This window comes from Lelliottia sp. SL45, assembly GCF_026672535.1.
Lineage (GTDB): Bacteria > Pseudomonadota > Gammaproteobacteria > Enterobacterales > Enterobacteriaceae > Enterobacter > Enterobacter nimipressuralis.
Map to the genome: position 1 here is coordinate 1,774,771 of NZ_JAPPRH010000003.1, position 23,777 is coordinate 1,798,547.

The following is a 23,777-nucleotide window of genomic DNA, read 5'->3' on the forward strand; positions in this document are numbered from 1 at the left end:
ATTACGCCAGACAGAGCGTCGAGCGGTGTTTCGCTGATTCGATGCCCAGCTCAATCAGTTCCATAATCTGAATCGCCTGGCTTGCCGGAACCGGGTTTTCACCCGTGCCGTTCAGGGCATCGCGGATCGCCGCATAATAGGCCGGATAGTTCCCCGGCAGGGTCAGCCAGGTTTCCTGCACCTGCTCCTCCCCTTCGACACGCGTTAACACGCCGTCACGCATATCGTAGCCCCAGTCTTCCTGCGGCAGGCGTTCGCCGTTTTTCAGACGGTCTTCCTGCGGGTCCAGACCAAACTTCACGTAGCTCCCGCGCGTACCGTGCACGATATAGCGCGCAGATTCGGCCGCCGCCAGCATGGTGCCGTGCAGCACCACACGACGCTGCGGATAGGTCAAAATCGCGTGGAAATAGTCCGTGGCCTGTGCGCCCGGGCGCAGTTGCGCTAGATCGACCGTCACGCTGACCGGCAGACCAAACAGATTCACCGCTTGATCCAGCAAATGCGGGGCCAGATCGTACCAGATACCGCTGCCTGGACCGGCCTGCTCGCGCCAGCGGTTACGTACCTGTGGGCGGAAACGATCGAAATGGGATTCGAAGTACGCCACTTCACCCAGCGTCCCTTCGTTCATCAGCGCCTTAAGTGTGAGGAAATCACTGTCCCAGCGACGGTTGTGGAATACCGACAGCAGACGTCCCAGACTTTTTGCCAACGCGTCCAGCTCGCGTGCCTGAGACAGCGTCACGGTAAAGGGCTTATCCACCACCACATGCTTACCCGCTTCCAGCGCCGTTTTCGCCAGCGGGAAGTGGGTGTCGTTTGGCGTGGGGATGACGATTAAATCGATATTCGGATCGTTAAACAGGTGCTTAGGTTCAGACACTACCGGAACCGCAGGCCAGTCAGCATGCACTTTCGACGCATCGCTGCTTGAAACTGCCGCCAGCTCCATTCCAGGCGTACCGGCAATCAGCGGTGCGTGAAACGTCTTGCTCGCATAACCATAACCAATTAATCCGACGCGGATTTTGTCACTCATGTCGTTGCCTCTCGTCTTGTCTTTCACTCATTTCACACTATCAACAAGCCTGTCACAACCGTTTTGTAATGGATTACAAAAAGTAAAACAGCACGACTGACCAGCGGTCTTTGTTACAATTATATAACCTGCTGAATTCATACAGAGAAACCGTTCCCAAAGGACTTGCGATAGCGGAAATCGCGCTGTAACATTCTCAATCTGTATTTATGGATAAATCACAAACAAGAATCATGACGTCAATTATCAATCGAATCGTTGAATTAGCAGGATGGGTTGTCCTGGGTGTTTCCGTCATTTTACTCGGCGTTGCCAGCCATATTGATAACTACCAGCCACCAGAACCGGTTGCGGCGTCTCAGACCAAATAAGTTCTGCTGGCAAAAGAGTGACATATCCTGTCAGTTGCCGGTTGCCAGCCACGGTCATCAGAGTTAACCTTCTTCTGCAGGCGTCGTCCGACGCCTGAAACTTTCAAAGAAAACTCCTAATTTAGTCTTAACCCTTAAGTGGGTTGTTTACGTCTTTATTTATCCGTTTATTATTCGAGCGAATTACCCTACTGATAAAATTTACTTTTAAAAATGGAAGCTTATTAAATGACAGTTCAGGATTATTTATTAAAATTTCGCAAGATCAGTTCTCTCGAGAGCCTGGAAAAACTGTTTGATCATTTGAACTACACGCTGACCGATAATCAGGACATCATCAATATGTACCGCGCTGCCGATCATCGTCGCGCAGAGCTGGTTTCCGGCGGTCGTTTGTTCAATATCGGCGAAGTCCCTAAATCAGTTTGGCGCTACGTGCTGTAAGACGGTAGCCATCGGCGCGAAATGTTATATACTCACGCCCCGGTAAATTTGCCGGGTATCATTTCGTGCAGACTGAGGGAGATAACATGACCGCATCGCCTGGAGAAAAAATCGGAGGCTGGTTACTCGCCCCGCTCGCCTGGTTACTGGTGGCTTTGTTAAGCGCATCGCTTGCGCTGCTGCTGTATACAACGGCTCTCGTGACGCCGTATGCGCTTAAGAATCTGACCTCCCAGAGCACAATGAATATTGCGCTGTGGTTTATCTCCTTCGGTTTTGCCATTGCCATGTGGTATTACACCCTTTGGCTGACCATTGCGTTCTTTAAACGCCGTCAGAAAGTGCCTAAGCACTATATTATCTGGCTGCTGATCTCCGTGCTGTTGGCGATCAAGGCCTTTGCCTTTTCACCGGTTTCAGACTTACTGGCTGTGCGCCAGCTGCTGTTCCCGCTGCTGGCCGCTGCGCTCTTCGCGCCCTACTTCAGGCGTTCCGCACGGGTCAAAAAGACCTTCGTGAACCCGTAATAACCCTACAGTTATCCTGTTGTCGCCCGTTGTGGTTTATCCGATAATAGGCGGCTTTTTTATTTCAGGCTAAATAATGACCGATTACTTACTGCTCTTTGTCGGAACTGTGCTGGTGAATAACTTCGTGCTGGTGAAGTTCCTTGGCCTGTGCCCGTTCATGGGGGTTTCCAAAAAGCTGGAAACCGCAATGGGCATGGGACTGGCAACCACCTTCGTAATGACACTGGCCTCTATTTGCGCATGGTGGATTGATACCTGGATATTGATCCCCCTCGGCCTGATCTATCTGCGCACGCTGGCGTTTATTCTCGTGATTGCCTTTGTGGTGCAGTTTACGGAAATGGTGGTGCGCAAAACCAGCCCGGCGCTCTATCGCCTGCTCGGCATTTTCCTGCCGCTGATTACCACCAACTGCGCCGTGCTCGGCGTGGCGCTGCTCAACATCAACCTTGGCCATAATTTCCTGCAATCGGCCCTGTACGGTTTCTCCGCGGCGGTCGGTTTCTCGCTGGTCATGGTGCTGTTTGCCTCTATTCGTGAACGCATGGCCGCTGCCGATATTCCGGCGCCTTTTCGCGGTAACGCCATTGCACTGGTCACCGCGGGTTTGATGTCTCTGGCCTTTATGGGCTTCAGTGGTCTGGTGAAGTTGTAATGAATGCTATCTGGATTGCCATCGCCGCCATCAGCGTGTTGGGGCTGTTTTTTGGCATTATTCTGGGTTACGCCTCGCGCCGTTTTGCGGTTGAAGGCGATCCTGTCGTCGAAAAAATCGATGACCTCCTGCCGCAAAGCCAGTGTGGGCAATGCGGCTATCCTGGCTGCCGTCCCTATGCTGAGGCGGTAGGCAACGGTGAAAAAATTAACCGCTGTGCGCCGGGTGGCGAAGCCGTGATGTTAAAAATCGCGGCGCTGCTTAACGTCGATCCGCAGCCTGTTGATGGCGACGAGAGCGCGCAAGAGCCTGCGCGCGTGCTGGCGGTCATCGACGAAGAAAACTGCATCGGCTGTACCAAGTGTATTCAGGCCTGCCCGGTGGACGCCATTGTTGGCGCAACTCGCGCGATGCACACCGTGATGGCGGATCTCTGTACGGGCTGCAATCTTTGTGTGGCCCCCTGCCCGACGCAATGCATCGAGCTGCGTCCGGTCGAAACGACTCCCGACAGCTGGAAGTGGGATCTTCAAACCATTCCGGTTCGTATAATTCCTGTGGAACACCATGTTTAAGTTATTTTCTGCGTTCAGAAAAGAGAAGATTTGGGATTTCGACGGCGGGATTCATCCGCCAGAGATGAAAACCCAGTCCAGCGGCACGCCGCTGCGCCAGATCCCATTAGCAAACCGGTTCGTCATGCCGCTGAAACAGCACATCGGTGCGGAAGGCGAGCTGTGCGTGAAAGTCGGTGACAACGTGCTGCGCGGTCAGCAACTGACCTTTGGACGCGGACGTATGCTCCCGGTCCACGCACCGACCTCCGGGAAAGTGGTGGCGATTGCCCCTCACACGGTTCCCCACCCTTCGGCACTGGCCGAATTAAGCGTCATGATCGAGCCGGACGGTGAAGACCGCTGGATCGACCGTGACGGCTGGAGCGATTACCGCGCCCAGAGCCGCGAAGCCCTGATCGAGCGCATCCACCAGTTCGGCGTGGCCGGTCTTGGCGGCGCAGGCTTCCCGACCGGCACCAAACTGCGCGGTGGTGGCGATAAAATTCAGACCCTGATTATCAACGCCGCAGAGTGCGAGCCTTACATCACCGCTGATGACCGCCTGATGCAGGACTGCGCCGCGCAGGTCGTCGAAGGGATTCGCATCCTTGCCCATATTTTGCAGCCGCGCGAAGTGCTGATCGGCATTGAAGATAACAAGCCGCAGGCGATCTCCATGCTGCGTGCGGTGCTGGCGGGCAGCCACGACATTGGCCTGCGCGTTATTCCCACTAAATACCCGTCCGGCGGTGCAAAACAGCTGACGCAAATTCTGACCGGGAAACAGGTTCCGCACGGCGGCCGCTCTTCTGACATTGGCGTACTGATGCAAAACGTCGGTACGGCTTACGCGGTGAAACGCGCGGTGATCGACGGGGAACCGTTGACCGAACGCGTAGTGACGCTGACAGGCGAGTCCGTTTCGCAGCCGGGTAACGTCTGGGCGCGGCTGGGTACGCCGGTGCGTCATTTGCTGGAGCAGGCCGGCTTCTGTCCGGGCAGCGATCAAATGGTCATTATGGGCGGGCCGCTGATGGGCTTTACCCTGCCCTGGCTGGACGTTCCGGTCGTCAAAATCACCAACTGTCTGCTGGCCCCTTCTGCAAGTGAGATGGGCGAAGAGCAGGAAGAAAAAGGCTGTATCCGCTGTAGCGCCTGCGCCGACGCTTGTCCGGCCGATCTGCTGCCGCAGCAGTTGTACTGGTTCAGCAAAGGCCAGCTGCACGATAAAGCCACAGCCCACAATCTGGCCGACTGCATTGAGTGCGGGGCCTGCGCCTGGGTCTGCCCAAGCAGCATTCCGCTGGTGCAGTATTTCCGCCAGGAAAAAGCCGAGATCTACGCCATTTCGCTGGAAGACAAACGTGCCGCCGAAGCCAAAGCCCGCTTTGAAGCGCGTCAGGCGCGTCTTGAGCGTGAGAAACTGGCGCGTCAGGAACGTCACAAAAAGGCTGCCGTTCAGCCAGCCGAAAAAGATCAGGATGCCATTAACGCCGCGCTGGCGCGGGTTCGTGAGAAGAAAGCCTCTGCCGCACAGCCGGTGATCATACCGGCCGGTGAAAAACCAGACAACAGCGAAGCCATCGCCGCACGTGAAGCGCGCAAAGCGCAGGCCCGCGCCCGTCAGGCAGAAAAAGCCCAGGACGCACAGCCGAACGCTGAGAGCGATCCGCGTAAAGCAGCGGTTGAAGCGGCGATAGCTCGTGCCAAAGCGCGCAAAGCGGAGCAACAGGACAAGAGCGTCGAACAGGAACCGCCTGTCGATCCGCGCAAAGCCGCCGTTGAGGCCGCCATTGCCCGCGCCAAAGCGCGTAAAGCGGAGCAACAGGAAAAGAGCGTCGAGCAGGAACCGCCTGTCGATCCGCGCAAAGCCGCCGTTGAGGCCGCCATTGCTCGCGCCAAAGCGCGTAAAGCGGAGCAACAGGAAAAGAGCGTCGAGCAGGAAACCCCTGTCGATCCGCGCAAAGCGGCCGTTGAAGCCGCCATTGCTCGCGCCAAAGCGCGTAAAGCGGCCCAGCAGGGCCCCGAACCCGCCGCCAATGACGACCCACGCAAAGCCGCAGTCGCCGCCGCGATTGCACGCGTTCAGGCTAAGAAAGCCGCACAGCAGGCAGTAAACGAGGATTAAATGGTTTTCAGAATCGCAAGTTCCCCTTACACCCATAACCAGCGCCAGACGTCGCGCATTATGATGCTGGTTTGCCTGGCGGCCTTACCGGGCATTGCCGTGCAGCTCTGGTTTTTTGGCTGGGGGACGCTGTTTCAGATTGTCCTCGGCTGCGTCAGTGCGCTGGCCGCCGAAGCGCTGGTGCTTAAGCTTCGAAAAATGCCTGTTCCCCGCATTCTCGCCGATAACTCAGCCCTGCTCACCGGTCTGTTACTGGCGATCAGTATTCCGCCGTTTTCACCCTGGTGGATGGTGGTGCTGGGCACCGTTTTCGCGGTTATTATTGCCAAACAGCTGTACGGCGGCCTGGGGCATAACCCGTTTAACCCGGCGATGATCGGCTATGTGGTCTTGCTGATCTCCTTCCCGGTGCAGATGACCAGCTGGCTGCCGCCGCACGAGATTGCCGCGACGGTACCGGGATTTATGGATGCGCTTCAGGTGATCTTCACCGGCCACACGGCAACGGGTGGCGACATGACCACCCTGCGCATGGGCGTGGATGGTATCAGCCAGGCGACGCCGCTCGATACCTTTAAAACGTCGTTGCATGCCGGTCACAGCGTTGAGCAGATCATGGCGTACCCAATCTACAGCGGCGTGCTGGCGGGCGCTGGCTGGCAATGGGTTAATATCGCCTATCTGTTGGGCGGCGTGTTCCTGCTGTGGAAGAAGACGATTCGCTGGCACATTCCGGTGAGCTTCCTGGTGACGCTGACGATCTGTGCCACGCTCGGCTGGATGTTCTCGTCCGAGCCGCTGCCAAGCCCGCAGATGCATCTGCTCTCCGGCGCAACCATGCTGGGCGCCTTCTTTATTCTGACCGACCCGGTGACCGCATCGACCACCAACCGTGGACGCCTCATTTTTGGCGCGCTGGCGGGGCTGCTGGTCTGGCTGATCCGCAGTTTTGGCGGCTATCCGGATGGCGTAGCGTTCGCCGTACTGCTGGCCAATATCACGGTGCCGCTCATCGACTACTACACGCGTCCTCGCGTGTATGGCCACCGCTAAGGGATTCGCCATGCTGAAAACTATGCAAAAACACGGCGTGACGCTGGCGATCTTCGCCGCTGCCCTGACGGGGCTGACCGCGCTGGTGAATGAAATGACCAAAACGACGATTGATGAACAGGCATCGAAACAGCAAAAGGCGCTGTTCGATCAGGTGATCCCGTCAGATTTCTACGATAATGACCTGCAGAAAAGCTGCTTTATCGTGCAGGCGCCGCAGTTAGGCAAAGGTGAACACCGCGTTTTCATCGCCCGTAAAGGGGATACCGCCGTGGGTGCCGTGATGGAAGCGACCGCACCGGACGGCTACTCTGGCGCGATTCAACTGCTGGTCGGCACCGACTTCTCTGGTACGGTTCTCGGCACCCGTGTGACGCAGCACCACGAAACGCCAGGGCTGGGGGATAAAATCGAGCTTCGCCTCAGCGACTGGATTTTACATTTTGCCGGAAAAGTGATTCATGGTGAGAATGACACCGCCTTTGCAGTCAAAAAAGACGGCGGTGAGTTCGACCAGTTTACCGGCGCGACCATTACCCCACGCGCCGTGGTGAATGCGGTGAAACGCGCGGGGCTGTACGCCGAAACGCTGCCTGCGCAAATCAACAATCTTCCCGCCTGTGAGGAGTAATCATGAGCCAGGTTAAAGAGGTTATTGTCCAGGGTCTCTGGAAGAACAACTCCGCGCTGGTCCAGCTGCTGGGGATGTGCCCGCTGCTGGCGGTGACATCCACTGCCACGAACGCCCTCGGCCTTGGACTGGCGACCACGCTGGTGCTGACCCTGACCAACCTGTCGATCTCCGCCCTGCGTCGCTGGACGCCCTCAGAGATTCGTATTCCGATTTACGTGATGATCATCGCCTCGGTGGTGAGTATCGTGCAGATGCTGATCAACGCCTACGCGTTCGGCCTTTATCAGTCGCTGGGGATTTTTATTCCGCTGATTGTGACCAACTGTATCGTTGTGGGCCGCGCGGAAGCTTTCGCTGTGAAGAACGATCCGCTGATCTCGGCGCTGGATGGCTTTGCCATCGGTATGGGTGCCACCTGCGCGATGTTTGTGCTGGGCTCAATGCGTGAGATCCTCGGTAACGGTACCCTGTTTGACGGCGCTGACGCACTGCTGGGCGGCTGGGCGAAGGCCCTGCGTATTGAGGTCTTCCACACGGATACGCCGTTCCTGCTGGCGATGCTGCCACCGGGCGCATTTATTGGCCTTGGTATGATGCTGGCGTTAAAATACCTCATTGATGAGAAACGTAAACGCCGCGCCGCCGAGCGTAGCGTGCAGGAAGGACTCCCTGAGAAGGCTGTATGAATAAAGAGAAACGCATCACGATCCTGACTCGTCTGCGTGATAACGACCCGCATCCGACAACGGAGCTGAATTTCAACTCCCCTTTTGAGCTGCTGATCGCGGTGCTGCTCTCCGCCCAGGCCACCGACGTGAGCGTCAACAAAGCGACGGCGAAGCTCTACCCTGTCGCCAATACGCCGCAGGCGATGCTGGAGCTGGGCGTGGACGGCGTGAAGTCGTACATCAAAACCATTGGTCTGTTTAACAGCAAGGCCGAGAACGTGATTAAAACCTGCCGTATCCTGCTGGAACAGCATGGCGGCGAAGTGCCGGAAGACAGAGCCGCGCTGGAAGCGCTGCCTGGCGTGGGGCGTAAAACCGCCAACGTGGTGCTCAATACCGCTTTCGGCTGGCCGACCATTGCCGTGGATACGCATATTTTCCGCGTCTGTAACCGCACAAATTTCGCACCGGGTAAGAACGTCGAACAGGTCGAAGAAAAGCTGCTGAAGGTGGTGCCGGCGGAGTTTAAGGTGGATTGCCACCACTGGCTGATCCTGCACGGACGTTATACCTGTATCGCCCGTAAACCCCGCTGCGGTTCGTGTCTTATCGAAGATTTATGCGAATATAAAGAGAAAGTGTACGCCTGACTTTCCGTCACCTGCCTCCTCTGCTCAGTATATCAATCCCTTACTAAAGGAAGGTCTAACCGTAAACCTTCCTTTTGCCCATTTATTATCCGCTTCGTTCACTTTCAGACCTCTTGATTGTTCGGTTCATTAACACCCTGGCAGGTTAATTGTTTTTTCGTCAGCGAAATTTTCTATACATCTGTGATCGCGATCACTCTGATAACGTCATGTTGGATTTTTGTATATAAAAACCCACTAAGCCCTTGCGCGAACAAGCTATGACCGATCGTTCACAACAGATTAAACCAGTTGATTTTCAGAATATGGACCATATCACTACCACAATGACCATATAGCAGAACATATCGCCATACAGCCCTTTTTTACCGGTCTCAGTAGTGAAAAAAACCACCAATTCTCATGCTGAAAGATTTAACGCTAAATAACATTTGTCTGACCCGCGTATTATACCACTCTGGTTATATGTAACAGAGTATTACAAACACCTTGCCAGATGGGTCAGGATAGTGAACATTACCCGCCGTTTCCCCTCCCAATATAACTATAAGGCGAATGGACTCCGGTCAATTACGCTATGAACACCCCCGTTAATATGGGATGTAAAAAAAGAGGTATATGTGTCTACTGCAAACAATAAACCAACAGAAGAGAGCGTAAGTTTAAACGCTTTCAAACAGCCTAAGGCGTTCTATCTCATCTTCTCTATCGAGTTATGGGAGCGTTTTGGCTTTTACGGCCTGCAAGGGATTATGGCTGTTTACCTGGTTAAACAACTGGGTATGTCCGAAGCGGATTCCATCACGCTGTTCTCCTCTTTCAGTGCACTGGTTTACGGCCTGGTCGCCGTCGGCGGCTGGTTAGGCGATAAAGTTCTTGGCACCAAACGCGTGATCATGCTCGGCGCCATCGTTCTGGCTGTCGGCTATGCGCTGGTTGCGTGGTCCGGTCACGATGCTGCGGTTGTCTACATGGGTATGGCGACGATTGCCGTCGGTAACGGGCTTTTCAAAGCGAACCCGTCCTCCCTGCTTTCTACCTGCTACAGCAAAGATGACCCGCGTCTCGACGGTGCATTCACCATGTACTACATGTCGGTGAACATCGGTTCCTTCTTCTCTATGCTGGCAACACCGTGGCTGGCAGCGAAGTTCGGCTGGAGCGTAGCGTTCTCACTCTCCGTTGTCGGTATGCTGATCACCGTGGTTAACTTTGCCTTCTGCAAACGCTGGGTCAAAGACTACGGCTCTAAACCTGACTTCGAACCGGTTCACATGGGCAAACTGCTGGCGACTATCGTGGGCGTCGTGATCCTCGCCACCATCGCCACCTGGCTGCTGCACAACCAGGGCGTTGCTCGCGCGGTACTGGGCGTGGTTGCTCTGGGTATCATCTGCATCTTCGCGAAAGAAGCGTTCGCTATGCAGGGCGCTGCGCGTCGTAAGATGATTGTGGCCTTCATTCTGATGCTGCAGGCGATTGTCTTCTTCGTGCTGTACAGCCAGATGCCAACCTCCCTGAACTTCTTCGCCATTCGTAACGTTGAGCACGCCATTCTGGGTATCGCGTTCGAACCTGAGCAGTTCCAGGCTCTGAACCCGTTCTGGATCATGATTGGTAGCCCGATTCTGGCCGCTATCTACAACAAGATGGGCGACCGTCTGCCGATGCCGCACAAATTCGCCATCGGTATGGTGCTGTGCTCTGGCGCATTCCTGGTACTGCCGCTGGGTACCAAGTTCGCGACCGACGCGGGTATCGTGTCTGTTAACTGGCTGATTCTGAGCTACGCGCTGCAGTCTATCGGCGAGCTGATGATCTCAGGTCTGGGCCTGGCAATGGTTGCACAGCTGGTTCCACAGCGTCTGATGGGCTTCATCATGGGTAGCTGGTTCCTGACTACTGCGGGTGCCGCTATCATCGCAGGTAAAATTGCAAACCTGATGGCCGTTCCGGAAAACGTCACCGACCCTCTGGTCTCCCTGGAAGTGTACGGACGCGTATTCATGCAGATCGGTATCGCCACCGCAATTATCGCCGTGCTGATGCTGCTGACTGCACCTAAACTGAACCGTATGACCCAGGACGACGACAAAACCGCTAAAGCGACGGATACCGCTACCGCGTAATTGTCATCGGGAAACGACTGAAGAGAAGCCGCTAACTGTGCGTTAGCGGCTTTTTTTTTATTCTGCCGCGCATTACCATGACCCCAATCTCAGCAAAAAGGAGTTACCGATGAAACTGTTCTACAAACCAGGCGCATGCTCTCTTGCTTCACACATCACCCTGCGCGAGAGCGGCAAGGATTTCACGCTCGATAGCGTCGACCTGATGAAAAAGCGTCTGGAGAATGGCGAGGATTATTTCGCGATTAACCCGAAAGGACAGGTTCCGGCTCTGGCGCTGGACGACGGCACGTTGCTCACTGAAGGCGTCGCCATTATGCAGTTCCTGGCCGATTCAGTACCCGATCGCCATCTGCTGGCACCGACGGGCAGCATTTCCCGCTATAAAACCCTCGAGTGGCTGAACTACATCGCGACTGAGCTGCACAAAGGCTTCACGCCGCTGTTCCGTCCGGACACCCCTGAAGAGTACAAACCCACCGTTCGTGCCCTGCTGGAGAAAAAACTGCAGTACGTTAATGACGCCCTGAAAGACGATCAGTGGATTTGCGGCCAGCGCTTTACCATTGCTGACGCTTATCTGTTTACGGTACTGCGCTGGGCGCGGGCAGTGAAGCTGAATATGGAAGGATTAAGCCATATTGCGTCGTATATGGAACGCATGGCGGCACGTCCGGGCGTGGCGGCGGCGCTGAAAGCGGAAGGGTTGAACTAAGATATCTCTGCAGTGCCCGGCGGCGCTGCGCGCTTGCCGGGCACTGTTTTTAAAGCTGCGTCGCGCTAAAGTAGTGCTCCGGCTTCGCAATACGCTCCTGCGCCGCCACAACCTGCAACTCATACTCATCCATCTGTTTCGTCGCGATCATGATTTCATAGACCGCTGCGGTCACATGCTCCAGCGCGTCGCGCAGAGATGCGCCCTGCAACAGTTTCACCAGCAGTAAACCACTCGTCACATCACCCACGCCCACCGGCTGGCGAGCACCAAAGTCCACCAGCGGACGGCTGATATGCCAGGCGTCGTCTTTCGTCACCAGCAGCATTTCAAAGCGGTCCGGGCTAAACCCCGCGCGCGCCAGATGTTTTACCAGCACAATCTCCGGTCCCTGAGCTATCAGCTCACGTGACGCTGTCACGGCTTCTTCAATGCTGTTCACCGGATGCTCGCAGAGAATTTCCAGTTCGATGAGATTTGGCGCGATGATATCACTTGCCGGCATCGCATGGCGCACATGAAACTCCGCCACACCCGGCGCCACGATGCACCCTTTTTCCGGATGGCCCATCACCGGATCGCAGAAAAATTTGGCCGACGGGTTTGCCGCTTTAACCTGACGTACGATACCCAGGATATGCTCGCCCTGCTCCGCCGATCCCAGATAACCGCTTAAAACGGCGTCACAGCGCTTTAGCTGATCGATATCCGCGATACCCTGCACAATCTCCGTCAAATGCGATGCAGGCAGCACGCAGCCTGTCCATTTACCGTATTGTGTGTGATTGGAGAACTGAACGGTGTTGAGCGGCCAGACGTTGGCCCCAAGGCGACGCATCGGGAACTCTGCGGCGCTATTGCCGGCATGGCCAAATACAACGTGGGACTGAATGGCGAGGATGTTATTCATTTTTCTTACCACAACCCTGAAAAAATAAAGGGGCGTGGTTTCCCACGCCCCTCAAACACTTGTGATTACTTCCAGCAAACCAGACAGTAATTCTTCTTACCGCGACGCAGCAGGGTGTAGCGCCCGTACAGACGATCGCTTTCTGCGAAGGTGTATTCCGGATCGGCCTGCTTCTCACCGTTGATGGTGATGGCATTGGAGGCGATGGTCTTACGCGCCTGACCACGGGACGGCTGCAGCTCGGAATCGACCAGCGCCTGCATCAGATCGGCGCCCTTTTCCATCTCAACCATTGGCACGCCATCCTGCGCCAGCTGCTCGAAATCTTCCACGCTCAGATCGCTCAGGGTGCCGTTAAACAGACTGGCAGTAATGCGTTTCGCCGCCGCCAGACCGTCTTCACCGTGAACCAGGCTGGTGACCTGATCGGCCAGCACATACTGTGCGCGAGGCGCTTTACCGCTGTTCTTGTCTTCTTCTTCCAGAGCATTGATCTCTTCGATGTCCATGAAAGTGAAGAACTTCAGGAAGCGATAAACGTCCGCATCGGCGGTGTTGATCCAGAACTGGTAGAATTTGTACGGGCTGGTTTTCTTCGGATCCAGCCAGACTGCGCCGCCTTCGGTTTTACCAAACTTGGTGCCATCAGCTTTGGTGATAAGCGGTACGGTCAGACCGAATACCTGGTTCTGATGCAGACGACGCGTCAGGTCGATACCGGACGTGATGTTGCCCCACTGGTCAGAGCCACCAATCTGCAGCGCCACGCCGTGCAGTTTGTTCAGACAGGCGAAGTCATAACCCTGCAGCAGGTTGTAGGAGAACTCGGTAAAGGAGATGCCCTGATCGTCACGGTTCAGACGCTGCTTCACCGCTTCTTTGTTGATCATCTGATTAACGGAGAAGTGCTTGCCGATATCACGCAGGAAGGTCAGCACGTTCATGTTGCCAAACCAGTCGTAGTTGTTGGCAGCAATCGCAGAGTTTTCACCGCAATCGAAGTCGAGGAATGGCGCAACCTGCTTGCGAATTTTGTCCACCCACTCCTGCACGGTGTCTTCCGTATTCAGTTTACGCTCGGCGGCTTTAAAGCTTGGGTCACCAATCAGACCGGTTGCACCACCCACCAGCGCCACAGGCTTGTGGCCCATTTGCTGGAAGCGTTTCAGGCATAACAATGGAACAAGATGCCCCAAGTGCAAGCTGTCAGCGGTGGGATCGAAGCCGCAATAGAGCGCGATCGGGCCTTGCGCCAGTCGCTCTGCTAACGCTACTTCGTCCGTCACCTGGGCCACCAGGCCCCGCTCTTGCAATTGTTTAATCAAGTTACTGCTTGCCATCAAATTCTCCATGTATAAACGACTGCACCTCTGTCGGTACACGACTTTTCGCCTAGCGCGAAAGAGACATAGAATAAAGCGCCAGCCCATCCAGCGCTAGCGCTTAAAACAACAAATTTCGAGGATTACGGGGCCAGTCGGTCGATTTTCCACGCGTCGTTGTCGCGCTGGTATAAAAAGCGGTCATGCAGACGGTGTTCGCCGCCCTGCCAGAACTCCATCTGCTCAATGGGAACGCGGAAACCGCCCCAGAAGCTTGGCAAAGGCACTTCGCCCTGCTGGAATTTTTGTTTTAGCTCGAGGAATTTGCTCTCCAGCACGCCGCGTGCCGAAATGCGGCTCGATTGTTTCGAGACCCAGGCGCCAATCTGGCTGTCGCGAGGACGGCTGTGGAAATATTTCAGCACTTCGAGCGTTGAGAGGCGTTCGACTTTCCCTGTCACCATCACCTGACGCTCCAGCATATGCCACGGGAACAGCAGGCTGATGCGCGGATTGTTTTCCAGATGGTGAGCTTTACGGCTGCCGAGGTTGGTATAAAACACCAGCCCTTTTTCGTCGTAATGTTTCAGCAGGACGATACGCTGATAGGGCTGGCCGTTCTCATCGACGGTGGCGACGACCATCGCGGTCGGATCGGCCAGTTTGGCCTCACAGGCCTGTTTCAGCCAGCGCTCAAAAAGTACGAGGGGTTCAGCGGGAAGATCCTGGCGACGCAGGCCGCCTTTGGTGTACTCACGGCGCAGATGCGCAATTTGCTGCAATTCATCGTTATCTGACATGGCGTTAGCTGAAATTAGAATTGGGTGGCGCTATTGTGCGCCGCCCCTGTAAAAATCTCAACGCTTCGGATTTTGCAGCACACAGTTGTTGAGCACTACGCGGTCGCGTTTGTAGACGGTGGCATCGTCACCTTTGGACCAGAATACGTAGATCCCGTCCGTGTAGCGCGCGCCGGACGCGGACATACCCTGTTTCAGGTTCAGCATTTTATTGTCGTAGATGAAACTGGCTTCCTGACGCGGATTATTGAGCTTCACGGTCAGTGGTTTTTCATCACAGCGATACTCGAGGGTGTCGGTATTGAGGCGATCGACAACCTGGTTGTAGTAGCTACAGCCCGCGAGTAAGAGAGGGGCAAACGTAAGAAGAAGTTTTTTCATGAGCCTGTTCCGAAGACTATCCTGATCATGGAGGGTGAAGTCACCCTCCTGTATTCCTTTCGATTTTAACGGCAACGGGCAGGGCTGGAATTCAGTTAACTCTGATTATGCCGCGGATTGGCCGGAAAAATCGCGCCCAGCACGCTGGCTTCGCGCGCACCGGTAACGGAAGGCAGATTCCCCGGCAGACCGGCGACCGTGCGCCAGGCAAGCCAGGCGAAGGCCAGGGCTTCCATATCGTCGCCGCTGATGCCTGCCGCATCGGTAGTGGTCACCTCGGTGCCCGGTAACAGCCCGGCGAGGCGCGCCATTACCAGCGGATTTCGGCTGCCTCCGCCGCACACCAGCAGTCGCTCGCAGCCGCCGCTCAGCAGGACTTGCTCCGAAATCGAGATTGCCGTCAGCTCCACCAGCGTCGCCTGCACATCCTGCGGGGCCAGCGCCGGGAACTGCGCCAGCTGGCGCTCAAGCCAGCCGTAATTGAAATATTCGCGCCCCGTACTTTTTGGCGCAGGCGCGGCGAAATAAGGATCGCTCAGCATCGTTTGCAGCAGTGGAATAATGACTTTTCCCTCGCACGCCCACTGCGCGTCTTTGTCGTACGCTTTGCCACGCTGACGCCAGATCCAGGCGTCCATCAGCATATTGCCTGGCCCGGTATCGTAACCGCGCACCGGTCGCCCAGGAATGAGCATCGACAAATTGGCGATGCCACCAATGTTCAGTACCATGCGACGTTCATCCGGGTGCGCCAGCAATGCCTGGTGAAACGCCGGAACCAGCGGCGCGCCCTGCCCGCCAAGGGCGATGTCGCGACGGCGGAAATCCCCCACGACCGTTACACCTGTTTTGGCGACGATCTGGTTATTATCGCCAATTTGCATCGAATGCGGCGCGTCGCCAAGCGGTTCATGCCACACGGTTTGCCCATGACAGCCAATCGCCACGATGTCCTTTGGCTGAAGATTTTCCTGTTGCATGAGCGCCAGCACCGCATCGGCAAACAGCGATCCCAGCTGCACATCGAGCCGCCCCAGTTGCGAGAGAGTCAGTTGCTGTCCCTGGCAAATGCTCAGAATCGCTTCTTTCAGTTCTACAGGAATCGGCCAGCTCAGGCTTGCCTGCTGCGCCACCATGTTTTCATCAATTGCAGCAAGGACAACATCGACTCCGTCAAGACTGGTGCCTGACATGACACCGATATAACGACCCGATTTCATGCGCTTTCCTTAGGTTATCTGGGCTTGGGGTCACCACTCCACCATAAATGAAGGGGTATTTCTATGACCGGCTAATATTTTTTAACAATGTCCGATCTCAAGCACCCCGCCTCTTCCGTTTATGTCTCGTTAAGTCAAATTCAAGTACAATTTTCCTATTGTTAGTGCAAAGATATGATCTATGGCTCTCAATGCCATATAATTTAGCCATAACGGATGCTCAGTTTGGGCGTTGTTGGTGAACAGGAGATTCAAATGATTTTACGTGTACTGGGCGTTTCACTGATTGGTTTAACACTGGCTGGCTGCGTGAATAACGATTCCCTTTCGGGTGACGTTTACACCGCCTCCGAAGCCAAACAAGTTCAGAACGTCACTTACGGTACTGTTGTTAACGTTCGCCCGGTTCAGATCCAGGGTGGCGATGACAACAACGTGATTGGCGCGATTGGTGGTGCTGTGCTGGGTGGCTTCCTGGGTAACACCGTCGGTGGTGGCACCGGTCGTTCTCTGGCGACTGCCGCAGGTGCTGTTGCGGGTGGCGTAGCGGGTCAGGGTGTTCAGGGTTCAATGAACAAAACCCAGGGCGTTGAGCTGGAAATCCGTAAAGACGACGGCAACACCATCATGGTTGTGCAGAAACAGGGTAAAACCCAGTTTGCTAGCGGCCAACGTGTGGTCCTGGCAAGCAACGGTAGCCAGGTGACTGTATCCCCACGCTAATTCCATAATGGATGTGGCCTCAGGGTCACATCCATTACTCTTGAAAACATTCCGATTAATTAATCCCCTAAAACACATTCACCGCGTGAATTAATCACTTCCCCTTCTCTTGTTCCCGCGCAAAGTATTTTTTCTTTTATTACATTATCCTCCGCGTTCAGTTTCTTTTCTTAATAACGCATTATCTGTCAGTTAACAACCGTATGATCGTGATAAACCGATATCTGGGAAACCGCTACGTTTCCTTCTTGCTTGCCTGTCTGGTCTTTTATGGAATATTACATACTCTTTATTTAAAAACAGAGAGTATTATTCCGACCCTTTCGACATTAATTTTTCCTACGCTGACGATATTTCTTTTAGTCTTTCATCTGTTTATTGCCTTTTTTATGCTGATGAAATACTGGTGCGATAAAAACCGGATTTTCCTGCTCGCCATCGCCTTTGCCTTCGCGGGCTCCGCGGTGCTGATGCTGGGGACGCTGAGCAGCTTCCCGGCGTGGCTCACCTCGTTCGGCCTGCATCGCATTAATTATAACGACGCGATGATTTTCTTCATGTTCCGCAACGTGATGATGGCCTTCCTGATCACATGCGCGGCGGTACTTTATACCCTGCGCCATCATGGATTACCGCGCCGTGTACATGTAATAATTATTATCTGTTTATTTCTGTTTACCGTTTCAATGATTACTCTTGCGTGGATTTATTCGAGCCACAGTACATTACTTTCGATAGATCTTGTCAGTGATGACACCCGGCAGGTGACAATATTATGGAATCAAGTGATTAATCTCATTCTGATTATTTTCTGGATTGTCACTTTAATCACCATGCTGGTCATCACGCGTCTGCGCAATGAATTTTGGGTCAGCGGCAGCTTTTTGTGTGTCTGCTATATGATTACGCTGGTCACCCTGTTTGCTAGTGATTATGTGGGGGGATTTGCCTGGTACAGCTCGCGTCTGTTTGAAACGACCGCCACGTTGCTGATTATTTTTACCCTGCTGCACGATGTCTTCAGTCTCTACCGCGATTCCCATCTGAAATATCAGCAGTCTTATCAGAACTCGATTCGCGATGCCCTGACGCGTCTCTACAACCGCAGCTACTTCTACGAATCCTTGAACCATTTGCTCAGAACCACCAGCGCCAGTAAACCCGTGTCGGTGATTGTCAGCGATCTCGATCGCTTTAAGCGTATCAACGACACCTACGGTCACCTGCAAGGCGACAAAGTGCTGCAGTTTGTTGCCAATCTGCTGATGGATTCGGTCCGTCCTCAGGATATTGCCGCGCGCATCGGCGGTGAAGAGTTTGTCTTGCTGCTGGCGAATACCCCGTCAGAGGCGGCACGCCAGGTGGCCGAGCGGATCCGTATCCTGCTGAGCAGTTTCGATCGTGAAACCACCCACGGACAGCTTCCGGAGCCAATCACCATCAGCATGGGCGTGTACACCGCGACGTCATCTGCGGTTACAGCTGAAGAGTGCGTCGAGCGTGCGGATAAGGCGATGTATGAGGCTAAAGAGACGGGGCGCAACCGGGTGGTGGTGTACCGTTAAAAAGAAAGCCTTGCGATGCAAGGCTTTGTCATGACGTCAGTCGCGGGTTTGCAGTTCATTGATGTTTTGCTCAAGGCGAGCAATCATATCAATCAGCTGTTCCAGCTCGGCCGGTGAAATCCCGGAAAGGATCTCCCCCCGCGTTTTGCTGATCACCGCTTCCATCTCAGTGATGATAGGCGCTGCCTTTTCCGTCAGTTTAATGCGTTTAGCACGGCGATCGCTGGCGCAGGTTTGCCGGGAAATCAGCCCCTTCTCCTCCAGCTGATCGAGCGTACGCACCAGAGATGGCTGCTCAATGCCAATCGCTTTGGCCAGTTGAATTTGTGACTGATCGGGCGGCAACTGATGAATGTTATGCAGCGTGACCCAATGCGTCTGTGTCAATTCCAGAGGTTTCAGGCGATGGTCAATCAGAGCACGCCAGATGCGTACCAACCTTGCCAGATCAGAACCTAATGGCGATTCCAATTTCATCTCCTTATAATTAGCTTGCTAAGTTATTATACTGATTTTAGAATAGTGTGCAGCATTTATATTGGCAAAACAAATGCAATACTGCATTCATCAATTCCGAACGGATCATTTACACTTAATGAAGACACTTCATTGTGTTAACACTGGCCCCTCACCACTGCAAAGGATCTCTGCTCGTGAAGTTCTCTACTAGCTCCGCGGGGTTACCCCTTCAGGACCTGATTGTCGGTGCGTCTGTCTATTTTCCCCCAATTTTCAAAGCCGTTATGCTCGGCTTTCTGATCTGGCTTGTGGCTCACCGGCTGCTTCGCGACTGGATGTACTCCGGCGAAATCTGGCACCCCATGCTGATGGATCTTTCGCTGTTTACCCTTTCCGTCTGTCTCGCTCTGGCTCTGTTGATTGCGTGGTGAATATGTCGCTGAAAACCCTTAAATATTTCTCCAGCCTGTTGGTTCTGGCTCTGGCACTGGTCGCGGGCTGGTGGCTCTGGAATTTTTACATGCAGTCGCCGTGGACGCGCGATGGCAAAGTCCGCGCCGAGCAGGTCAGCATTACGCCGCAAGTCTCCGGGAGCATTACGTCTTTGCTGGTTAAGGATAACCAGCGGGTGAAGGCGGGAGACGTGCTCTTTCGCATCGATGAGACACCGTTTCATATCGCGGTACTGAACGCCCAGGCGCAGCTGGCAAAGGCGCAGTCCGATCTGGCGAAAGCCAACAATGAAGCCAATCGCCGCCGCCACCTGCCGCAAAATTTTATCTCTGCTGAAGATCTTGATACCGCGAATATCAACGTCAAAGCTATGCAGGCCAGCCTTGAGGTGGCAGAAGCCACGCTGAAACAAGCCCAGTGGCAGTTCACGCAAACGGTCGTTAAAGCACCCGTTGACGGATGGGTAACCAATCTTTCCACCCGCGAGGGGAACTACGCCACTCAGGGGCAGCCGGTCTTTGCGCTGGTAGACAGCCACTCGTTCTACGTTGTCGGCTATTTCGAAGAGACAAAGCTTCGTCATATCCAGGAAGGCGCACCGGCGCAGATCACGCTTTACAGCGGTTCCACCCGGTTACAGGGTCACGTCTCCAGCATTGGCCGCGCCATTTACGATCAGAGTGTCGAGACCGACTCCGGCCTTGTGCCCGACATCAAACCTAACGTGCCGTGGGTGCGCCTCGCCCAGCGCGTTCCGGTCCGCGTGGAGTTCGACAAACTCCCGGCAGACATCACGCTGGTCTCCGGCACAACCTGCACCGTCTCGATCGGAACGCGCTGATGGACCTCTCTGCTTTCTCCTGGCGCAAAATGCCGTGGTTCAAAGCAACCCCTGCGCAGTGGCGATATGCCCTGCGCAACGGCATCGCCATGTGTCTGGCCCTTTCGGTGGCTTATTATCTGAATCTGGATGAGCCTTACTGGGCGATGACCTCAGCGGCGGTGGTCAGTTTTCCTACCGTCGGAGGGGTGATCAGTAAAAGCCTCGGGCGCGTCGCGGGCAGCCTGCTGGGGGCCACGGCGGCACTGATTATCGCCGGGCACACGCTCAACGATCCCTGGCTCTTTTTGCTGAGCATGGCCGGCTGGCTGGGCTTGTGTACCTGGGCCTGCGCCCATTTTACCAACAACGTGGCCTACGCGTTCCAGCTCGCCGGTTATACGGCGGCGATCATCGCCTTTCCGGTAGTCAATATTCTGGATACCACCGAGCTGTGGGATATCGCTCAGGCACGCGTGTGCGAAGTGATTATCGGTATCCTCTGCGGCGGCGTGATGATGATGATTCTGCCCAGCACCTCGGACGGAACGACGCTTATCACCGCCCTGAAAACCATGCATGCTCGCCTGCTTGAGCACGCAAGTTTGCTCTGGCAGCCTGACTCCAGCGACGCGATCCGCCTTGCCCACGAGAAAGTCATCGGGCAGATCCTGACGATGAACCTGCTGCGTATTCAGGCGTTCTGGAGCCATTACCGTTTTCGTCGCCAGAACACGTTGCTGAACTATCTTCTTCACCAGCAGCTAAGGATGACCAGCGCCCTCTCCGGCCTGCGCAGGATGTTACTCAACTGGCCAAATCCGCCGGAAAACACGCGGGAAGTGATCGACCGTCTGCTGGCGGCGCTCGCTAACCCGCAAACCGATATCCTTACGGTGGCGCGGATTGTTGCCCCTCTCGCCCCGACGGATGAGTTTGACTACCGCCATCGCGCCTTCTGGCAGCGACTGCTCTATTTCTGTCGTTTATATCTGCGCAGCAGCCGCTGGATCAGAGCCGTTGAGGAAGCAACGCCAATAACCGAATTCGCGGTGCCGGGCAGCCCGGCGCTGACCCGTCATACGGATAATATCGAAGCGCTCTGGAGCGGATTTCGCACCTTTTGCGCCCTGATGCTGGTGGGCGCCTGGAGCATTACGACGCAGTGGGAATCCGGCTCGGCGGCGTTGACTCTGGCGGCAATCAGCTGCGTGCTTTACTCGGTGGCAGCTTCCCCCTTCAACTCCCTCACGCTGCTATTGCGCACGCTGGTGCTGCTCTCGCTGTTCAGTTTCGCGGTGAAATTCGGGCTGATGGTGCAGGTCACCGATCTGTGGCAGTTCCTGCTGTTCCTGTTTCCGCTGCTCACGACCATGCAGTTGCTGAAATTGCAGATGCCAAAACTCGCCGGATTGTGGGGGCAGCTGATCGTCTTTATGGGTTCGTTTATCTCTGTCACCAATCCACCGGTGTACGATTTCGCCGATTTTCTGAATGATAATCTGGCGAAAATCCTCGGCGTTGGTCTGGCCTGGCTGGCGTTTGCGGTCCTGCGTCCTGGCTCAGATGCGCGCAAAAGCCGACGCCACATTCGCGAGTTGCGCGCGGGATTTGTCGATCAGCTCAGCCGCAAACCCCATCTGAGTGAAAATGAGTACGAGTCGCTGGTTTATCATCACGTCAGCCAGCTGAACAACAGTCAGGACGAATTATCCCGCCGCTGGCTGCTGCGCTGGGGCGTGGTGCTGCTGAACTGCTCGCATGTGGTATGGCAATTGCGAGCGTGGGAAACGCGCTCAGATCCGCTGTCGCAGGTGCGCGACATCTGTATCTCTCTACTGAGAGATGTCATGAGCAAACGGGGCGTGCAGCAACGTCCGCTGGCGGTCACGCTTGCCGAGCTGCAGCGCATCAGTGAGACGCTCGCACGCCACCCCCTTCCGGCCGCGCGCGATTTAGCGTCTCTTGTCTGGCGTTTACACTGCTCCCTGTCGCAGCTGGAGCAGGCCCCGCCGCCAGGGACAATCAGCGATCAGATCACGCCGCAGGCGTAGCGTGCACCGCCACCGCCCAGCGGTTTAGGCTGATCGGACATGTTATCGCCGCCTACGTGGATCATCAGCGCCTTGCCTTTGATGTCATGAAGTTTTTTCAGACGCGGGGCCACAACGGGGTCGGTGGCTATTCCGTCGTTGTTCACCACCAGCACAGGCAGATCGCCCTCGTGGCCTAACCCTTCCGGACCTTCGTGTTTGCCCGTCTGATGGGGGTCAAAATGGCCGCCAGCGGCTTCTGCCGCAGAGGCTTTACCCTCTTTCAGTGCAGGCTGACAGCTGCCTTTAGCGTGAACGTGAAAACCATGTTCACCAGGAGGAAGTGCTTTGAGATCGGGCGCAAATTTCAGCCCTTTGTCGGTTTCGGAAATCGTCACCGTCCCGATGGACTGGCCGATCCCTTGTGAGGTAACGAGATTCATGTCGACGGTTTCGCTGGCTGCCTGCGCACCTGCGCACACAACCAGCGTCACGACTGCCAGAGCAAAACGCTTCATATGACCTCCTCGGGTTTAATTTGCCCCTAAAGTTTAGACCAGGGGCAACATTTTTACCGGAAAGTCAGGCTGATGCGCAGTTAAGGTACGTCGTAGCCCAGCGCGGCCTTGCGGATGCGGAACCACTGCTGGCGCGTCAACTGCAGCTCTTCTGCCGCAATCGCCGAGCGCACTCGCTCGATTTTGCCGGAGCCAATAATCGGCAGCGGCTGCGACGGCAGGCGCAGGATCCACGCATAAACGACTTGCTCAATGCTTTCGGCGTTTAGCTCGCGGGCCACGGTTTCCAGTTCATCTCGCAGCGGCTGGAAGGCCTCGTCGTTGAACAGACGACCACCGCCAAGGCAGGACCAGGCCATCGGACGAATGCGCAGCTGTTGCAGCTGATCGAGTGTTCCGTCGAGCAGCAGCGGCTGGTGAACCGGGGAGATTTCCACCTGGTTGGTCGCGAGCGTAAACGGCAGACGGGACTGGAGCAGCGCGAACTGCGCCGGTGTGAAGTTCGACACGCCGAAGTGGCGCACTTTCCCGCTCTGATGCAGCGACAGGAACGCCTGCGCCACGTCGTCCGCATCCATCAGGGGATCGGGACGGTGAATCAACAGCAAATCCAGATGGTCGGTGGCCAGATTGACCAGCGACTGCTCGGCGCTTTTGATGATGTGATCGCTGTCGGTGATGTAATGCCCCAGGGCATTTTCGGCGCGGGCGGTGGTGGCAATACCGCATTTGGTGACAATCTCCATGCGCTCACGCAGGTGTGGCGCAAGTTTCATGGCCTCGCCAAATGCCGCTTCGCACAGATAGCCGCCGTAGATATCGGCGTGGTCGACAGTGGTAATCCCGAGGTCGAGATGTTCCTCAATGAAACTGACCAGCTGGCGCGGGGACATATTCCAGTCCATCAGACGCCAGTAACCCATGACAAAACGCGAAAACTCTGGGCCCTGCGGGGCAAGGGCAATACGCTGAACCATAACAATTTCCTCAAGGAAGT

At 55.3% G+C, this 23,777-nt stretch carries 26 protein-coding genes; 17 read left to right on the forward strand and 9 right to left on the reverse strand.

The annotated features are described in order from the left end of the window. Window position 1: 1 nt before the first annotated feature. The gene (locus OVA10_RS14590; RefSeq protein ID WP_268196217.1) at window positions 2–1,042 is read right to left on the reverse strand and encodes an oxidoreductase; all 1,041 of its coding nucleotides are present in this window, start codon (window positions 1,040–1,042) and stop codon (window positions 2–4) included. 245 nt (window positions 1,043–1,287) lie between these two features. On the opposite strand from OVA10_RS14590, the gene blr reads away from it, so the two are divergent. From blr to gstA, 12 genes are all read left to right on the forward strand, one after another. Beyond that, entirely contained in the window at window positions 1,288–1,413 is a 126-nt protein-coding gene (blr, locus tag OVA10_RS14595) for a division septum protein Blr (protein ID WP_181827939.1), read from the forward strand. 228 nt (window positions 1,414–1,641) lie between these two features. Next, on the forward strand, window positions 1,642–1,857 hold the full coding sequence (gene ydgT, locus OVA10_RS14600) for a transcription modulator YdgT (protein WP_064325909.1): 216 nt from the start codon (window positions 1,642–1,644) through the stop codon (window positions 1,855–1,857). An 86-nt stretch (window positions 1,858–1,943) separates the two neighbouring features. After that, window positions 1,944–2,384, forward strand: a complete 441-nt coding sequence (locus OVA10_RS14605; RefSeq protein WP_100780380.1) for a DUF2569 domain-containing protein — start codon at window positions 1,944–1,946, stop codon at window positions 2,382–2,384. Window positions 2,385–2,460: 76 nt separating this feature from the next. Beyond that, complete coding sequence (rsxA, locus tag OVA10_RS14610; protein WP_100780381.1) at window positions 2,461–3,042, forward strand: electron transport complex subunit RsxA; 582 nt, start codon at window positions 2,461–2,463, stop codon at window positions 3,040–3,042. Then, window positions 3,042–3,617, forward strand: a complete 576-nt coding sequence (rsxB, locus tag OVA10_RS14615) for an electron transport complex subunit RsxB (protein WP_100780382.1) — start codon at window positions 3,042–3,044, stop codon at window positions 3,615–3,617. Before rsxA ends, rsxB begins: the two co-directional genes overlap by 1 nt. Next, the gene (gene rsxC / locus OVA10_RS14620; protein ID WP_268196218.1) at window positions 3,610–5,727 is read left to right on the forward strand and encodes an electron transport complex subunit RsxC; all 2,118 of its coding nucleotides are present in this window, start codon (window positions 3,610–3,612) and stop codon (window positions 5,725–5,727) included. Before rsxB ends, rsxC begins: the two co-directional genes overlap by 8 nt. Next, window positions 5,728–6,780 carry an electron transport complex subunit RsxD gene (gene rsxD, locus OVA10_RS14625; RefSeq protein ID WP_107703690.1) on the forward strand — a complete coding sequence of 351 codons (1,053 nt, stop codon included), beginning with the start codon at window positions 5,728–5,730 and terminating at the stop codon, window positions 6,778–6,780. Between the two features lie 10 nt (window positions 6,781–6,790). Continuing rightward, window positions 6,791–7,411, forward strand: a complete 621-nt coding sequence (rsxG, locus tag OVA10_RS14630; protein ID WP_100780385.1) for an electron transport complex subunit RsxG — start codon at window positions 6,791–6,793, stop codon at window positions 7,409–7,411. 2 nt (window positions 7,412–7,413) lie between these two features. Then, window positions 7,414–8,100: an electron transport complex subunit E gene (locus tag OVA10_RS14635; protein WP_100780386.1), complete on the forward strand. Its 687-nt coding sequence runs from the start codon at window positions 7,414–7,416 to the stop codon at window positions 8,098–8,100. After that, window positions 8,097–8,732 carry an endonuclease III gene (gene nth / locus OVA10_RS14640; protein ID WP_107703691.1) on the forward strand — a complete coding sequence of 212 codons (636 nt, stop codon included), beginning with the start codon at window positions 8,097–8,099 and terminating at the stop codon, window positions 8,730–8,732. Before OVA10_RS14635 ends, nth begins: the two co-directional genes overlap by 4 nt. Before the next feature lie 620 nt (window positions 8,733–9,352). Further along, complete coding sequence (gene dtpA / locus OVA10_RS14645; RefSeq protein WP_100780388.1) at window positions 9,353–10,861, forward strand: dipeptide/tripeptide permease DtpA; 1,509 nt, start codon at window positions 9,353–9,355, stop codon at window positions 10,859–10,861. A 109-nt stretch (window positions 10,862–10,970) separates the two neighbouring features. Continuing rightward, a complete protein-coding gene (gstA, locus tag OVA10_RS14650) occupies window positions 10,971–11,576 on the forward strand; it encodes a glutathione transferase GstA (protein WP_100780389.1) in 606 nt (201 codons plus the stop codon). 49 nt (window positions 11,577–11,625) lie between these two features. Here gstA and pdxY read toward each other — a convergent pair whose 3' ends face one another. From pdxY to anmK, 5 genes are all read right to left on the reverse strand, one after another. Beyond that, window positions 11,626–12,486, reverse strand: a complete 861-nt coding sequence (pdxY, locus tag OVA10_RS14655; protein ID WP_181827793.1) for a pyridoxal kinase PdxY — start codon at window positions 12,484–12,486, stop codon at window positions 11,626–11,628. A gap of 65 nt (window positions 12,487–12,551) precedes the next feature. Further along, window positions 12,552–13,826 (reverse strand): tyrosine--tRNA ligase, encoded by a 1,275-nt coding sequence (gene tyrS, locus OVA10_RS14660; RefSeq protein ID WP_107703692.1) that lies wholly within the window; start codon window positions 13,824–13,826, stop codon window positions 12,552–12,554. Between the two features lie 125 nt (window positions 13,827–13,951). Then, window positions 13,952–14,608, reverse strand: coding sequence for a pyridoxamine 5'-phosphate oxidase (pdxH, locus tag OVA10_RS14665; RefSeq protein WP_100780392.1), 657 nt, complete (start codon window positions 14,606–14,608; stop codon window positions 13,952–13,954). A gap of 57 nt (window positions 14,609–14,665) precedes the next feature. After that, entirely contained in the window at window positions 14,666–14,989 is a 324-nt protein-coding gene (gene mliC / locus OVA10_RS14670; protein ID WP_100780393.1) for a C-type lysozyme inhibitor, read from the reverse strand. A gap of 95 nt (window positions 14,990–15,084) precedes the next feature. After that, window positions 15,085–16,209 carry an anhydro-N-acetylmuramic acid kinase gene (anmK, locus tag OVA10_RS14675; RefSeq protein ID WP_100780394.1) on the reverse strand — a complete coding sequence of 375 codons (1,125 nt, stop codon included), beginning with the start codon at window positions 16,207–16,209 and terminating at the stop codon, window positions 15,085–15,087. Window positions 16,210–16,464: 255 nt separating this feature from the next. Between anmK and slyB the strand changes: the two genes are divergently transcribed. Both slyB and OVA10_RS14685 read left to right on the forward strand, forming a co-directional pair. Then, window positions 16,465–16,932: an outer membrane lipoprotein SlyB gene (gene slyB / locus OVA10_RS14680; RefSeq protein ID WP_100780395.1), complete on the forward strand. Its 468-nt coding sequence runs from the start codon at window positions 16,465–16,467 to the stop codon at window positions 16,930–16,932. 203 nt (window positions 16,933–17,135) lie between these two features. Beyond that, on the forward strand, window positions 17,136–18,497 hold the full coding sequence (locus tag OVA10_RS14685; RefSeq protein ID WP_268196219.1) for a sensor domain-containing diguanylate cyclase: 1,362 nt from the start codon (window positions 17,136–17,138) through the stop codon (window positions 18,495–18,497). Window positions 18,498–18,533: 36 nt separating this feature from the next. Here OVA10_RS14685 and slyA read toward each other — a convergent pair whose 3' ends face one another. After that, window positions 18,534–18,974 carry a transcriptional regulator SlyA gene (gene slyA / locus OVA10_RS14690; protein ID WP_100780397.1) on the reverse strand — a complete coding sequence of 147 codons (441 nt, stop codon included), beginning with the start codon at window positions 18,972–18,974 and terminating at the stop codon, window positions 18,534–18,536. A gap of 176 nt (window positions 18,975–19,150) precedes the next feature. On the opposite strand from slyA, the gene OVA10_RS14695 reads away from it, so the two are divergent. From OVA10_RS14695 to OVA10_RS14705, 3 genes are read left to right on the forward strand one after another with little or no spacing between them, the layout of a single operon-like run. Then, the gene (locus OVA10_RS14695) at window positions 19,151–19,387 is read left to right on the forward strand and encodes a DUF1656 domain-containing protein (protein WP_100780398.1); all 237 of its coding nucleotides are present in this window, start codon (window positions 19,151–19,153) and stop codon (window positions 19,385–19,387) included. A 2-nt stretch (window positions 19,388–19,389) separates the two neighbouring features. Next, the gene (locus OVA10_RS14700; protein WP_123428943.1) at window positions 19,390–20,250 is read left to right on the forward strand and encodes an efflux RND transporter periplasmic adaptor subunit; all 861 of its coding nucleotides are present in this window, start codon (window positions 19,390–19,392) and stop codon (window positions 20,248–20,250) included. After that, window positions 20,250–22,283, forward strand: coding sequence for an FUSC family protein (locus OVA10_RS14705; protein WP_181827791.1), 2,034 nt, complete (start codon window positions 20,250–20,252; stop codon window positions 22,281–22,283). The genes OVA10_RS14700 and OVA10_RS14705 overlap by 1 nt, the downstream gene beginning before the upstream one ends. Here OVA10_RS14705 and sodC read toward each other — a convergent pair. Both sodC and OVA10_RS14715 read right to left on the reverse strand, forming a co-directional pair. Beyond that, on the reverse strand, window positions 22,262–22,780 hold the full coding sequence (gene sodC / locus OVA10_RS14710) for a superoxide dismutase [Cu-Zn] SodC (RefSeq protein WP_268196220.1): 519 nt from the start codon (window positions 22,778–22,780) through the stop codon (window positions 22,262–22,264). The two genes, OVA10_RS14705 and sodC, sit on opposite strands and share 22 nt — an antisense overlap. 80 nt (window positions 22,781–22,860) lie before the next feature. Next, window positions 22,861–23,757 carry an aldo/keto reductase gene (locus OVA10_RS14715; protein ID WP_181827789.1) on the reverse strand — a complete coding sequence of 299 codons (897 nt, stop codon included), beginning with the start codon at window positions 23,755–23,757 and terminating at the stop codon, window positions 22,861–22,863. Window positions 23,758–23,777: the final 20 nt, after the last annotated feature.